General features: G+C 65.1%; 10 protein-coding genes. 4 read left to right on the top strand and 6 right to left on the bottom strand.

Going from position 1 to position 14,045, the window contains the following annotated elements; genetic code table 11:
- Positions 1 to 66 precede the first annotated feature (66 nt).
- The 3 genes from C1925_RS14500 to C1925_RS14490 all read right to left on the bottom strand — a co-directional run bounded on the left by C1925_RS14500 (position 67) and on the right by C1925_RS14490 (position 8,260).
- A complete protein-coding gene (locus C1925_RS14500) occupies positions 67 to 2,061 on the bottom strand; it encodes a S9 family peptidase (protein WP_254051327.1) in 1,995 nt (664 codons plus the stop codon).
- 114 nt (positions 2,062 to 2,175) lie between these two features.
- Positions 2,176 to 5,028, bottom strand: a complete 2,853-nt coding sequence (locus C1925_RS14495; RefSeq protein ID WP_108769493.1) for a TonB-dependent receptor — start codon at positions 5,026 to 5,028, stop codon at positions 2,176 to 2,178.
- A gap of 421 nt (positions 5,029 to 5,449) precedes the next feature.
- A complete protein-coding gene (locus C1925_RS14490) occupies positions 5,450 to 8,260 on the bottom strand; it encodes a TonB-dependent receptor (RefSeq protein WP_108769492.1) in 2,811 nt (936 codons plus the stop codon).
- A 448-nt stretch (positions 8,261 to 8,708) separates the two neighbouring features.
- Here C1925_RS14490 and apbC point away from each other — a divergent pair, with 448 nt between their 5' ends.
- Both apbC and dcd read left to right on the top strand, forming a co-directional pair.
- Positions 8,709 to 9,563, top strand: coding sequence for an iron-sulfur cluster carrier protein ApbC (gene apbC, locus C1925_RS14485; protein WP_108769491.1), 855 nt, complete (start codon positions 8,709 to 8,711; stop codon positions 9,561 to 9,563).
- A gap of 79 nt (positions 9,564 to 9,642) precedes the next feature.
- On the top strand, positions 9,643 to 10,215 hold the full coding sequence (dcd, locus tag C1925_RS14480) for a dCTP deaminase (protein ID WP_079222647.1): 573 nt from the start codon (positions 9,643 to 9,645) through the stop codon (positions 10,213 to 10,215).
- A gap of 84 nt (positions 10,216 to 10,299) precedes the next feature.
- Here dcd and C1925_RS21140 read toward each other — a convergent pair whose 3' ends face one another.
- Genes C1925_RS21140 through C1925_RS14470 form a run of 3 tightly spaced genes read right to left on the bottom strand, consistent with a single transcriptional unit; the run spans position 10,300 to position 11,573 of the window.
- Complete coding sequence (locus tag C1925_RS21140) at positions 10,300 to 10,467, bottom strand: DUF5668 domain-containing protein (protein WP_165835665.1); 168 nt, start codon at positions 10,465 to 10,467, stop codon at positions 10,300 to 10,302.
- A 15-nt stretch (positions 10,468 to 10,482) separates the two neighbouring features.
- Complete coding sequence (locus tag C1925_RS14475; protein WP_108765801.1) at positions 10,483 to 10,905, bottom strand: HIT family protein; 423 nt, start codon at positions 10,903 to 10,905, stop codon at positions 10,483 to 10,485.
- Positions 10,902 to 11,573, bottom strand: a complete 672-nt coding sequence (locus C1925_RS14470; protein ID WP_108769490.1) for a dienelactone hydrolase family protein — start codon at positions 11,571 to 11,573, stop codon at positions 10,902 to 10,904. The genes C1925_RS14475 and C1925_RS14470 overlap by 4 nt, the downstream gene beginning before the upstream one ends.
- A gap of 205 nt (positions 11,574 to 11,778) precedes the next feature.
- Here C1925_RS14470 and rimO point away from each other — a divergent pair, with 205 nt between their 5' ends.
- On the top strand, positions 11,779 to 13,140 hold the full coding sequence (rimO, locus tag C1925_RS14465; protein ID WP_108769489.1) for a 30S ribosomal protein S12 methylthiotransferase RimO: 1,362 nt from the start codon (positions 11,779 to 11,781) through the stop codon (positions 13,138 to 13,140).
- Entirely contained in the window at positions 13,137 to 13,973 is an 837-nt protein-coding gene (locus C1925_RS14460) for a DUF3025 domain-containing protein (protein ID WP_108769488.1), read from the top strand. The genes rimO and C1925_RS14460 overlap by 4 nt, the downstream gene beginning before the upstream one ends.
- Positions 13,974 to 14,045: the final 72 nt, after the last annotated feature.

Here is a 14,045-nt window from a genome sequence, read left to right as displayed (position 1 = left end):
CCTTCATGGTGCGCCAAAAGGTGCCCGAAGTTCCCGGCTCCCCTGTTCAGGGAGCCGGGGGACGGCTCAGTCAGCCGCCTTTGCCCCCGATGCCGCCGACGGACCGATGTGGCGGCTGAAGAAATCGAGCATCGTGGTGTACAGCTTCACCCGCGCCGGCACACCGTAGAAGCCGTGCATTTCGCCGGGCTCGATGATCATGCCTTCGGGCTTGTTGCCGGCGGCGATCAGCGCCTTGTTCATCAGCTCGGTCTGTTCCGGCGGCGTGCGCACGTCACGCGCGCCTGCGGCAAGGTAAACCGGGATCTTCACTTCCGATGCGCGACGTGCCGGCGAGGTGCGGGTCCAGTCGGCGGTGTCGGTGCCATGGGTGCGGCGCAGGAAGCGCTGGCCCGACTCGCGTTCCGGGATGTCGCCCTTCTTGAACATCATGTCGATGTCGTAGACGCCGACGTAGCCGAAGGTGCACTTGAACAGGCCCGGTGCACGGATCGGGGCCATCAGCGACGAGTAGCCGCCGAAGCTGCCGCCGTAGATGCAGATGCGGTCCTTGTTGGCGTAGCCCTGGTTGATGGTCCACTGCGTGGCATCGATGATGTCGTTCTGGATGCCATCGGCCCACTGCTTGTGGCCCGCATCCTGGAACGCCTTGCCGTAGCCACCGGAGCCGCGGTAGTTCACCTGCAGCACCGCATAGCCGCGGCTGGCGAACAGCTGCGTTTCGCCGGAGAAGCCCCAGTTGTCACGCGGGCCGATCGGACCGCCGTGCGGGTTGACGATCAGCGGCAGGTTCTTGCCGTCGCTGCCATGGGGCAGGGTGAGGTAGGCATGGATGGTTTTGCCGTCGCGCGCGGTGAAGCTGAAAGGCTTGACCGAGGCCATGCGCGCCTTGTCCAGCTGCGGCGCGCGCTGCATCAGGAAGCGTGCCTTGCCGGTGCCGCGGTCATACAGGTACAGCTCGCCCGGATTGCTGTCGCTGTAGACCGAGACGATGATCTTGCTGCCATCGGCGGTGTGGCTGGAGAAATCCACCAGCTCGCCGGGGAATGATGCGGCCAGCGAGCCATACAGTTCGGCGTCGGGGTGGTTCTCATCGACCAGGGTCACCTTCGGTGCACCAGCTTCGGTGATCACGCCCAGCAGGCGGTTGTCATCGGTGGACCAGATGTAGTCGGAGACTTCGGCCACCGGGTCCTGGAACAGGGAGGTGAACGTGCCGGTGGCGGTGTCCAGCGTGCCCACCGCGCCGGGCGCCTTGTCGTCGCTCTGGGTGACATACACGGTGCCATCGGCGGTGGCGCGCTCGACCCACAGGTGCTTGCCGTCGGTCTTGGAGGCGTTGACCAGGGTCCAGTCACGGCCATCGCGGCGGTACAGTTCGGTGCGTTCGTCGTACTCGCCTTCCTCGTTGCGGCTGGACGAACAGACCGCGAAACGCGGTTCCTTCTGCGCGTCCAGCGCGATGGAGCAGTCGTCCTTGGGCGCGCGTGCGAGCACGGTGCGGCGGCCGCTGAAGGTATCGACCTGCACCACCTGGGTGCCGGCACCTTCGTTGGAGCGCGGGTAACGCGACTGCATGATGACGTTGCGGTCGTCGTCCTTCAGCGTGTCGAGCAGGCTGAAGCTTTCGCGGCCGACGGTCTTGCCGCGCTGGGTGGCATCGCGGGTGCCGTAGAAGATCAGCGGCACGGCCTGGCTGCCATCGGCGTTGACGGCGAACCATTCGCCGGTGGCAAAGGGCTGGGCATAGCCGCCCATCTTCTTCACCGCATTGAACATCAGGCGGTCCGGCGCGATCCAGGTGAACTGGCCGACGCTCTTCTTTTCCGGCAGCTGGTTGACCTTGAGCACCTTCAGGTCGCTGGTGCGCAGAACGGCCAGGACGTCCTGGTCGCCGTGGTCCATGGTCACGGCCAGATACTCGCCGTTGGGCGAGATGCGCACGTTGCCGTAGGCAGCGTGCTTGACGAAATCTTCGACCGAGTAGGCCGTCGCGGCGGAGGCCGGCACGGCGGTGGTGCACAATGCCAGTGCAAGCAGGGCGAAGGACAACTTGTACATCGTGTATCCCCTTCAATTGGCGGGCCTTCGTGGCCCAGGGTATGGCGTTGCTGCCGATGCGCAAACACAGAGCCCGGCCTAGGCCGGGCTCTGCTTGTCACACAACCTGTCGCATCAGAAGCGGTAGGACAGGCTGAAGTAGTAGCGACGGCCCAGCGGGTCGGCGCCGATGTAGCTGTTGAAGTACGGGTACGCGGTGTTGGTCGGATCGCGACGGAACTGGTTGTCGGTCAGGTTGACCACCGTGAACTCGGCACGCACGTTCGGGCCGAACTTCTTGCTGACCTGCAGGTTGTACTGCATGTACGGGGCCAGGCGTTCGGTCCAGGCGGCGTTCCAGTTCGAACCGTAGCGGGTACCGAACAGGGTCGCACCCCATTCGTCGCCGGCCCAGCTCAGGCTGCCGCGCAGGCGGCTGCGCTGGCTGTAGTCATACAGCGGCAGGTCGCGGTAGTCGATCAGCTCGTCGTCGCTGTTTTCCTGGTACTTGTTGGTCAGCACCAGCGAGTAGCCGAGGTCCAGGCCGAAGTCGCCGAGGCGATCGGTATCCAGCTTGTACTTGAAGGTGGCATCGATACCGCTGGTTTCCAGCAGCGCCGCGTTGATGTACGCGGTGTTGATCTGCGAGATGCGGCCGTCCAGGGTGGTGCCCGGTGCGTTGGTACGGGTGACCAGCGCGGTCAGGTTGCGGCAGAAGGCCGAATCGGAGCCCTGCTCGAACGGCGTGCCATCCGGGCGCACGCCCAGGCGGCAGTTGGCTTCGTTCTGCAGCAGGTAGGTCGAGCTGAGCTGGGTGGAGGCATCTTCCAGGCGGATCTTGTAGTAGTCCACCGACATGGACATCGAGTCCATGATGTCCCACACGAAGCCGGCGCCCCACGACTTGCCTTCTTCTTCCTTCAGGTTCGGGTTGCCGGCGATCAGCGACTGCGCCTGGTACAGGGTCACGTCACCGGTCACGTTGCACTGCGCGCGGGTACGGCCCGGAGCGCCTGCAGCCTGGCCCAGGCCGGTGCCCGAACGGCAGCTGTATTCGTCGAGGATGGTCGAGAACGAGGCGGCGCCTTCGGCGTAGACCAGCTGCATGTCCGGTGCGCGGAAGCTGGTGGCGTAGGAACCACGGATCAGCAGGTTGCTGAACGGACGGTATTCCAGGCCGACGTTGAAGGTCTTGGCATCGTCGACGGCGGTGATGTCGTCGTACTTGTCCCAGCGGCCTGCCAGGTTCATCGACAGGTTGCTGAAGATCGGCACGCGGAACTCGGTACCCACCGCATAGCGGTTACGGGCGCCGTGGGTTTCACCGGAGCTGGTCAGGTTGTAGATGGTCTGGTCGTCGATCGGACGCAGCTGGTTGGTGCGCACGTCGCTGACCAGGTCGGTGGTCTGGCGCATGCCTTCGATGACCGCCGCGAAGCCCACCGGGCCGGCCGGCAGCTCGAACAGGTCGCCGCTGATGTTGAAGTTGGCGGTGGCCGAGGTCGATTCGGCAACGTTCTTCACGCGGGTGGCGAAGCTCTGGTAGATCTCCGGGGTGATCGGAGTGTTCCAGCGGTCCTGGTTCAGCGTGTAGATCGGGTAATTGCTGATGTAGCCCTGCAGCGGGCCCAGGAAGTAGTCATGCACGGCCTTGGCCAGCAGGCGCGGGCGGTCGGCTTCGTACTCGTACTTGCCGTAGTTGACGCTGGCTTCCCAGTCGAAACGATCGGCGAAGGTGCCCTGCGCACCGAAGGTGAAGTCGTAGCTCTTCTCGTCGTACAGGGTGCTGGCGGCTTCGTTGCCACCTAGTTCGAACGGGTTGAAGGTGCGCTGCAGCTGGATCAGGTCCTGCAGGGCGGAGTCGTAGTACACGCCGGTCGCGGCGCCGCTCGGGTTGGAGGTGAAGCGGTCACCCGAGGTGCCCCAGAACTCGATGCCGCCGCTGGCCTTGGCCTTGGTCTTGTAGAAGTTGACGCTGCCGAACAGCTGGGTGGTGTCGGTCACGTCGAACGTGCCGTAGCCGTAGCCGTTGAAGTTCTGGTTCTTGTTCCAGATCGAACGGGCGGCGACCTGGGTATAGCTGCCGCAGTAGGTACCGCGCGAGGCGGTGGTCACCGTGGTGTAGTCGAACGCATCACAGGCCGCAGCGTTGTACAGCGCGTTCTGGTTGCGCACGTGGCCGTTCAGGCCGGCCGAGCTCAGGGCGACCAGCGACAGCGACGGATTCACCGCGACGCCGGCGGCGTTGTTGCGGGTATCGGCCAGCGCGTGGCGCTGCGAGGCGAACACCGGCTCGTTCTCGCTGTACTGCAGCGCGTAGGTCGCGCTCCAGCGGTCGCCGGTCTTGCCGCCGGTGTACTCGACGTTGACGTTGTCGCCGCCGCCTTCTTCGGTGGTGCCGGTGGTCAGGCGCAGCTGGTTGCCGTCGTAGTTCTTGCGCAGCACGATGTTGATCACGCCGGCGACAGCGTCCGAACCGTAGATGGCCGAGGCGCCGCCGGTCAGGACTTCAACGCGCTCGACGATCGAGCTCGGGATGGCCTTGATGTTGACCACGTTGTTGTCGCGGTTGTACGGCTGCGGGTACTGCGCCGGGCGGCGGCCGTTGACCAGGGTCAGGGTGTAGCCCGGGCCCAGGTTGCGCAGGTTGACCACCTGGGCGTTGGGCGTGAAGCCGGTCACGGCGAGATCGCCGGTGAACGAGCTGGTGGTGTTCTGGGTCAGGGTCTGCAGCATGTCGCCGACCGACTGGAAGCCTTCGCGGTCGATGTCGGCGCGCGAGATGACGGTGACCGGCGCCGGGCCTTCGACTTCAGCGCGCTTGATGCGCGAGCCGACGACCGAAACGCGGTCCAGGTTGGTGGCGTTCTTGCCACCGGCTTCGTTGCCGGCTTCCTGGGCAAAGGCGGGGGAAACGACGGCTGCCAGCAGGGCGGTCGTCAGAGCAAAGCTCAGCGGGTGGCGGCTGAGCGCCGTGCGGATGGTCATGGATGGATCCCCTGATGTATCGAATCTCGACAGGCGCGTGGACCTGTCGTCCCTGTAGGGCTTTTCGCCCCGTTCTGTAACCGGCTTCACAAGCCGATGGGTCGACGTTAACACGACCTTAACTTGCCGTGTCAACTGTTCATGCTCCCGTCATGAAGACAAAGTAGGCAAAGTGCTGATTTGGATGGATTTTTGATCCAAGGCGTTGATTTCAAATGAAAGGTTTTGCTGCATGGCAGGCCGCGCCGACCCCCGGTGAAGGGTGGATACGGTGCCGGGTGTTCAGCCAGCAGTTCGGGTTGTGAGGCCGGGTCGAGGGGGTCGCTGCCATTGCGGCGCCCGCGGGCCAGCCACGCGGGCAAAAAAAATGGCCCCGCCGAAGCGGGGCCAGTGCCAGTCATTCCCTGGAGTGTCGCGGCGCTTACTTGGCGCCGAAGTCGTACTGCATCTGGGCGTAGATCGCCCGGCCATACGGGTTGTAGAGGCTTTCGTTGTACGGTGCGCTGATGTTGCCGCCGAAGCTGTGGCGCTGGCTCGACGGGTTCTTGTTGAACACGTTGTTGACCATCAGCGACAGGGTCAGGTTGTCCATCGCGCGGTAGCTCACGCTCAGGTTGTAGGTGGTGTACGAGCCCCACTTGCCAGCCTTGTAGCCGGAGGAGTGGACGTAGTCGTAGCCTTCGCCCAGGTACGCCATGTAGTTGGGGGTACGGCCGATGTAGTTGTAGTACAGGGTGGTGGTCCACTGGTTCTTCGCCCAGCCGATCGAACCATCGGCACGCACCTTGGCGAAGGCCTGGTAGTTCCACATCGCATACGGATCGCGCAGCAGGTCCAGGTAGTCATCGCCGGTCTGCGGCTGCACTTCGCGCTTGAGGATGTTGGTGTAGTTGCTGGCGAACTGCAGCGAGCCGAAGCGGCCGATGTCCTGCACGTACTTGAAGCTGGCGGTCAGCGCATTGAGGTTCTGCCGTGCCACGTTGAGCTTGGGCGTGTAGATCTGGTCCAGGTTGCCCGACGCATCGCGGGTGACCCAGTCGGCCACGTTCTGGCAGGTGGCGTTGGTGTTGTTGTCCAGGTTGTTGCGGCAGTAGTACTCGGCACGCAGCAGCTGGTCGGAGCTGAGGGTGTCGACCTCGTTCTCGATCTTCCAGCGGTAGTAATCCACCGACAGCGACAGGTTGGCCATCGGTGCCCAGACCACGCCGGCGTTCCACACATCGGCGGTGATCGGTTCCAGCTCCGGGTTGCCCGACTGCACGCCGAAGGTGGACTGGCCTGCATACGGGCAGCCGACGGTGTCGGCGGGCTCGAAGCCGAGCTGGGCACAGCGGTAGTAGTCGGTGGCGGCGGTGTAGAAGCCGCTTTCACCCTGGAATGCATCGGGCAGCGACGGCGCACGGAACGCGGTGCCGTACTTGCCGCGGAACAGCAGGCTTTCAATCGGACGGAACTCGACGCCGATGCTGTACGTCGACTTGTCGACCGTGTTGTCGGCGATCTTGAAGGCGTCATAGCGGCCCGAACCGGTGACGGTGAGCGAGTCGAGCAGCGGCAGGCGCAGTTCGCCGGTCACCGCGTAGTTGCTGCGATGGCCGGCGCCGGCCACCGAAGTGGTGCCCCAGACATCACCGTTGAGCAGGCGCGCATCCGGGCTGTAATCCCAGCCTTCGCTGCCGCCTTCGACGACGATGCCCAGGCCGGCGTCGCCACCGGGCAGGGAGAACAGCCCGCTGTTGGTCAGCTGCACGCGGCCCAGGTTCTGCCAGGTGCGGCTCTGATTGTAGGTGTAGCCGGTGAAGCTCTGGAATGCGCCTGCCGGCAGCTGCGAGTAGAACGCGCCCCAGTTCGGGCTGTAGATGTTGTAGCCATCATCGGTCTGGCCAAGCACCGGGCCGAACACGTTCTGTTCGAACCAGCTGTCGATCGGCTCGGCCCAGCGTGCGAAGCCGCGCTCGGTCAGCTTGTATTCGCCGCGGCTGAAGCTGGCGCTGTAATCCCAGTTGGTGCCGAAGGTGCCGCGGCCGCCCAAGGTGATCTGGTAGGCCTTGTTGCGGTTGGTTTCCTGGATGTCACGGTAGCCCTGGCCGCCGATGTCCTCCGGCGCGAACGCGCGCTGCAGGCTCATGTACTGGTCGGTGTCCTGGTCATAGATGTAACCGAAGCCCGGCCCGGTGCTCCAGAACGTGTAGCCGGAACCGGTGACGTAGTTGATCTCTTCGAGGCTGTAGAGCGCCTCGGCGAACAGTTCGAAGTTCTCGTTCACCTGGAAGTTGAGCGAGGAATAGAACTGGCTGCTTTCCTTGGCGTTCTTGATGGTGCGGTAGCCGGCGCTGTACTTGGAACCGCAGGACTCACCAGCGGCACGCACGCCGAGTTCGGTGGTGCCGCCGAACTGCCCGGCCACGCTGGCGCAGCGGGTCGGGTCCATCATGACGAATGCGTTGTTTTCGTCGGGCAGGTAGACGAGGAAGTCGTTGGACGGCACCTGCGCGCTGTAACCGCCGGGGTTGTTCACCTTGGTCAGGTCGCGCTGGTAGCCCCAGATCGGACTGGATTTTTCGTACTGCACGTTGAACAGCGCGTTGAAGCGGTCATCGGCGCTGTTGAAGCCCTTGGCCACGCTGACGCGGACGTTGTTGCCGCCGCCCTCGGTGTAGGCGCCGCCGCGCACGTTGATCGTGCCGCCATCCATGCGCTTTTTCAGGATGATGTTGACCACGCCGGCGATGGCATCAGAGCCGTACAGCGACGACTGGCCGCCCGGCAGGATCTCGATGCGTTCGACGATGTCGATCGGGATGCCGCTGATGTTGTTGAAGGCGTCGCTGCCGTTGTACAGCGCCGGGTACTGCAGCATCGGGCGGCCGTTGATCAGGTACTTGGTGTAACCCGGATCCAGGCCGAACATGCCGGCCGCTTCGGCACCCTGGGTGAAGGCCGCGGAGGACTGGCCGCCCTGCAGGCCGCCGGTGGTCAGCGAGGACTGCTGCAGGACTTCGGCGATGCTGGTGAAGCCGCGCGTCTGGATGTCCTCGGCAGTGACGGTCAGCACCGGGGTGTGGTTTTCCACCTGGGTCTGCGGGATGAGCGAACCGGTGACGGTCACGCGACCGAGGTCGGTGGTCTCCTTGCTGTCCTGGGCGAGGGCGGGAAGGGCGGTGGCGAGCAGGCTGCCGAGCAGCGCGAGCGAGAGCGGGTGGCGGACGACATTGGTGCGACGACGAGTCATTGCGATATCCCATCCATTAAGTAAGTGCAGGCAGCCCCCGTTACCGGGGCATTCAATCAGCCTTCAGTTTCCAAGCTGTGGAGCCGAACGTAACACGGCATTAACGTTAATGGCACGAAATTGCAAGGAATCTTCGCGTATCGCGCCTAATTCTTAAGCAGAATCAATGAGATGGATATTTATTTGCCGAGTCTGGCGGTTCGTCTTCAAGTCGGCTTAATAATAGATTCACTTATTCTTAACTATTGAATTTAAAATGACTGTCGCGTTTCACCTAAATGCGGTCGACTGAATCAGCGCTGCCGGGAGATTCTGCTGAAGGTGGCATTCCTCGTGCAGCGCGCGTTCAGTGCCTTTCGCCTACGCGCGCAGGACGGGAAGGGCTGCGCGTGGCTGAACTTGTATGATGGGAGGTTGCCCGCCCCATGAACCGCTTCCGGAGTCCGCAGTGAACAGCCCCGCCCGTCGTCCCCATGCCAGCCAGGTGCAGAAGGGCCTTTCGCCCCATGCGCGCATCCGCAACGTCATCGCGGTGGGATCGGGCAAGGGAGGCGTGGGCAAGTCCACCACTTCGGTGAACCTGGCCGTGGCGCTGCAGCAGCTCGGTGCCCGCGTGGGCGTGCTCGACGCCGATATCTACGGCCCCAGCGTGCCGGCCATGCTCGGCCTGTCCGGGCGCCCGGAAAGCCCGGACAACAAGAGCATCGAGCCGATGCGCGCGTTCGGCGTGGACACCATGTCCATCGGCTACCTGGTGGAAGACGAGACGCCGCTGATCATGCGCGCACCGCGGGCGACCGCCGCCCTGACCCAGCTGTTCGAAGACACGCTGTGGGACGACCTGGACTACCTGCTGATCGACCTGCCGCCGGGTACCGGTGACATCCAGCTGACCCTGGTGCAGAAGATTCCGCTGGCCGGTGCGGTCATCGTCACCACGCCGCAGGACATCGCCACGCTGGATGCGAAGAAGGCGCTGAAGATGTTCGAGAAGGTGGAGGTGCCGGTGCTGGGCATCGTCGAGAACATGGCCGTGCACACCTGCAGCAACTGCGGCCACATCGAGCACCTGTTCGGCGAGGGCGGCGGCGAGCGCATGGCCGCGCAGTACGGCGTGCCGCTGCTGGGGTCGCTGCCGCTGCAGATCGACATCCGCGAACAGGGGGATGCCGGCAGCCCGATCACCGTCGCCCAGCCCGAGTCGACCGCGGCCCAGGCCTACCGCCGCGCCGCCGAGCGTCTGGTGGAGGAGGTGGGCAAGCGCCCGCGTGCCTCGATCCAGATCCTGTCCTCGCTGCTGTAAGGCCAGGCCAGCGGGGCTGCGGCGTGCGTGCCCGGCCCCCTGCTAGAATCCACGCGCCCCCTCGTACCCAGGACAAAGCATGAGCATCAAGAGTGACCGTTGGATCCGCCGTATGTCCGAGCAGCACGGCATGATCGAGCCGTTCGAGGCCGGGCAGGTGAAGCACGCCAACGGCGAGCGCATCGTCAGCTACGGCACCTCCAGCTACGGTTACGACGTGCGCTGCTCGCGTGAGTTCAAGGTGTTCACCAACATCAACTCCACGATCGTCGACCCCAAGCACTTCGACCCGGGCAGCTTCGTCGACATCGTCGGTGATGAGTGCATCATCCCGCCGAACAGCTTCGCGCTGGCGCGTACGGTGGAGTACTTCCGCATCCCGCGCGACACCCTGGTTGTGTGCCTGGGCAAGAGCACCTATGCCCGCTGCGGCATCATCGTCAACGTGACCCCGCTGGAACCGGAGTGGGAAGGCCACGTGACCCTGGAATTCAGCAACACCACGCCGCTGCCGGCGCGCATCTACGCCAACGAAGGCGTGGCCCAGATGCTGTTCTTCCAGGCGGCGGCCGACGACGTCTGCGAGACCTCGTACAAGGACCGCGGCGGCAAGTACCAGGGCCAGACCGGCGTGACCCTGCCGCGCACCTGATCAACCTATCGGTAGCGCCGGGCCATGCCCGGCGTTTTCGTATGGGCCGCGTGGTGCATTCGCCGGGCATGGCCCGGCGCTGTCTTATTTGCCGCGTCCGAACAGCATCGCGATGCCGACGCCGACCAGGCCGACCGGCCACCAGGTCAGGAACAGCTTGGACAGGTTCAGGTGCGTCCAGCCCAGGTTGCTGGCGAGCATGAACAAGCCGATCAGGATCAGCAGGATGGCGGCGACGAGATTGAAGCGCATCGGGTCGTCAAAGGCTCAGGGATGGGCCGGATATCCTAGCCGTTCCTTCCAGTAGGCGACATGCTGGTCCAGTGCGGCCGGCTCGTAGCGGTGCGCCGGACCACTGCCCCAGACCGGGCCCGGCCACGCCGGATCGCCGTCGTGGCGGCCGATCACGTGGAAATGCAGCTGGCGCACGATATTGCCCAGCGCGCCGATGTTGATCTTCTCCACCCCGTCCGTGCCGTGCAGGGCCTTGCAGGCGCGGTTGAGTTCGGTGCGCAGTTTGTCCTGCTGTTCACCGTCCAGCTCGATCCATTCGGTGATCCCGGCCAGGCGCGGCACCAGCACCAGCCAGGGGAATCGTTCGTCGTTCATCAACCGCACTTGCGACAACGGGCCTTCTGCTACCAGGACGCTGTCGGTGGCCAGGCGTGAATCCAGTTCGAAATCGCTCATCCAAGATGCTCCGTGAAGAAGTCCAGGGTGCGTTGCAGCGCCAGGGCGGCGCTGTCTGGATCATACGCATGTCCGACCTCCCGGTTGAAGGCGTGGTCGGCCGGATAGACGTAGGTGGCCATCTGCGGCAGCTTCTCGCGGTGGGCCTGCACGGCGTCCGGCGGGATGCTCCTGTCCTGGGCGCCGAAGTGGAAGATCACCGGTGCCTTGGGCGTTTCGTCGAGGAAATTGACGTTGCGGCCGCCGTAGTAGCTGGCCGAGGGCAGGCCCAGGCGCATCGCCGCCAGCAGCGCCACGCTGCCGCCCCAGCAGTAGCCGACGGTGCCGACCTTGCCATGGGGGGCCAGGCGCGTCGCCGCGGCACGGACCACTTCCAGCGCCTTTTCCATGCCCAGGGTGTTGACCCGCTCCAGGCCGTCCTTCACGCCCTCGGGGCTGTAGGGCAGGGCATCGGGGTCGGATTCCGGGCCGTCCACCAGGTCGAAGAACGACGGTGCCAGCACGGCGTAGCCTTCGGCGGCGAAGCGCTCGGCCACCCCGCGCATGTGCGCGTTGACCCCGAAGATTTCCTGTATGACCACCAGCGCCGCGCGCGGCTTGCCTTCGGGCAGGACCTGCCAGGCGCGGACCGGGCCATGATGCGTATCCAGGGTGATCCATTCGGACATCGTCGGGAACCTCGTTGCAGGGGACAGGCCTGCATTGTCGACGCTGGCCGGGTTAGCGGCGTGTCAGCGGCTGTGCCCGATCAGGCGGCTGGCCATTCAGAGCCCGGCCACCAACCCCGTTATACTGGCGCCCTTTCAGGCCCCGGCCCCCAGGTCCCCCTGCCATGCCGGCAGGGGCCCAGGCCCCCAGAGTCCCGCGATTTCCATGTCCCAGCTGAACCCCAAAGTCGGCTTCGTCAGCCTTGGCTGCCCGAAGGCCCTTGTCGATTCCGAGCGCATCCTGACCCAGCTCCGCTCGGAAGGTTATGACATCGTCCCGTCCTACGATTCGGCCGACGTGGTGGTTGTCAACACCTGCGGCTTCATCGATTCGGCGGTGACCGAATCGCTGGACGCCATTGGCGAGGCGATGAACCAGAACGGCAAGGTCATCGTCACCGGCTGCTTGGGCAAGCGCCCGGAGCAGATCCGCGAGGCGTACCCGAACGTGCTGGCGGTGTCCGGCCCGCAGGACTACCAGAGCGTGATGGAAGCGGTGCACGAAGCGCTGCCGCCCAAGCACGATCCCTTCGTGGATCTGGTGCCGGACTACGGCATCAAGCTGACCCCGCGCCATTACGCCTACCTGAAGATTTCCGAGGGCTGCAACCACAAGTGCAGCTTCTGCATCATCCCGTCGATGCGCGGCAAGCTGGTTTCGCGCCCGGTGGATGAGGTGCTGCGCGAAGCCGAGCGCCTGGTGCGCGGCGGCGTGCGCGAGCTGCTGGTGGTTTCGCAGGACACCTCGGCCTACGGCGTGGACGTGAAGTACGCCGAGAAGATGTGGCGCGACAAGGCCTACCAGACCCGCCTGAAGGCGCTGTGCGAAGGCCTGTCCGAGCTCGATGCCTGGGTGCGCATGCACTACGTCTACCCGTACCCGCACGTGGACGAAGTGGTGCCGCTGATGGCGGAGAACCGCATCCTGCCGTACCTGGACATCCCCTTCCAGCACGCCAGCCCGCGCATCCTGCGCCTGATGAAGCGCCCGGGTGCGGTCGAGAAGACCCTTGAGCGCGTGCAGAACTGGCGCCGCATCGCCCCGGACATCACCGTGCGTTCGACCTTCATCGTCGGCTTCCCGGGCGAGACCGAGGCCGAGTTCGAAGAGCTGCTGTCGTTCCTGGACGAAGCACAGCTGGACCGCGTGGGCGCGTTCGCCTATTCGCCGGTCGAGGGTGCTACCGCCAACGACCTGCCCGATGCCGTGCCGGAAGAAGTGAAGCAGGAGCGCCTGGCCCGCTTCATGGAGAAGCAGGCGCAGATTTCCGCCGCGCGCCTGGAAGCCAAGATCGGCACCGTGCAGCAGTGCCTGGTCGATGCCATCGAAGGCGATATCGCCGTGGCCCGTTCCAAGGCCGATGCGCCGGAGATCGACGGCCTGGTGCACATCCAGAACGCCGACCAGGTGCCGCTGCGCGTGGGCGAGTTCGTCGACGTGGAGATCACCGAGAGCGACGAGCACGACCTGTACGGTGACGCGCTGGCCAGCGCCACGCGTCCGGCGTTCGACCTCAAGGTGCTGTGACCGCAGCGACGGCCGCCGGCGGCGACGCAGGCGGCCCTCGTCGCTTCATCCCGCCGCCGCGTGCGGCGGTCGATGCGCGGGTGTTCGAGCATCCGCTGTTCGATGGTGTGCGCGGCTTTGCCGATCTGCTGGCGGGACCGGGTTGGCCGACCGTCACCGCGCTGGATGCCCGGCTGGCCCTGCCTGGGCTGCAGCTGGTCGAGCAGGATGCCGCGCTGCTGGCCGATGGCCTGCACTACGAGGCCCGCATCGCCCAGGGCCGCCTCGCGACCCGTGCGGACAACTGGCACGACCTGTTCAATGCGCTGGTCTGGGCGGGTTTTCCCCGGCTCAAGCGCGTGCTCAATGCACGGCAGTGCCTGCACATCGCGGCGATGGCGCCCGGCCAGCGCAACCGCGCGCAGGCCGCGTTGACCCAGTTCGATGAAACCGGCGTGGTCGTGCAGGTGCGCGATGCCGGCGTGCTGGCCGCATGGGACGCGCACGACTGGCACGCACTGTTCGATGCTTCGCATTGGCAGGGCGGTGGCATCGCTGTGGTGGCGGTGTTCGGCCATGCGCTGATGGAGCAGGCGCTGCTGCCGGGCCGGCTACTGGTCGGCAAGTGCGTGGTGGTGCAGGGCGATGGTGAGGCGGGATGCATCGAGACGGTCACCCGAGCCATCGACGAGGGCCGGGTGCTGGGCGATCCGCTGCAGCTGCGGCCGCTGCCGTTGGCCGGTATTCCCGGCTGGCATGAGGTGCAGGATGCCGCCTTCTACCGCAACGCCGATTACTTCCGCCCGCTGCGCTTCGGCCGCCACTACCCGCCGCCGCTGACGCTGCTTCGGTAGAGTCGACTGTTAGTCGACTGCTCTTCCTGCACCTATGAAAATCCCGCGCTGCGCGCGATAGTCGACCGACAG

Origin of the sequence: Stenotrophomonas sp. SAU14A_NAIMI4_5 (assembly GCF_003086795.1) — a bacterium.
GTDB lineage: Bacteria > Pseudomonadota > Gammaproteobacteria > Xanthomonadales > Xanthomonadaceae > Stenotrophomonas.
Note: the sequence above shows the minus strand (reverse complement) of the source record. Positions and strands in the feature narration are given on the sequence as shown.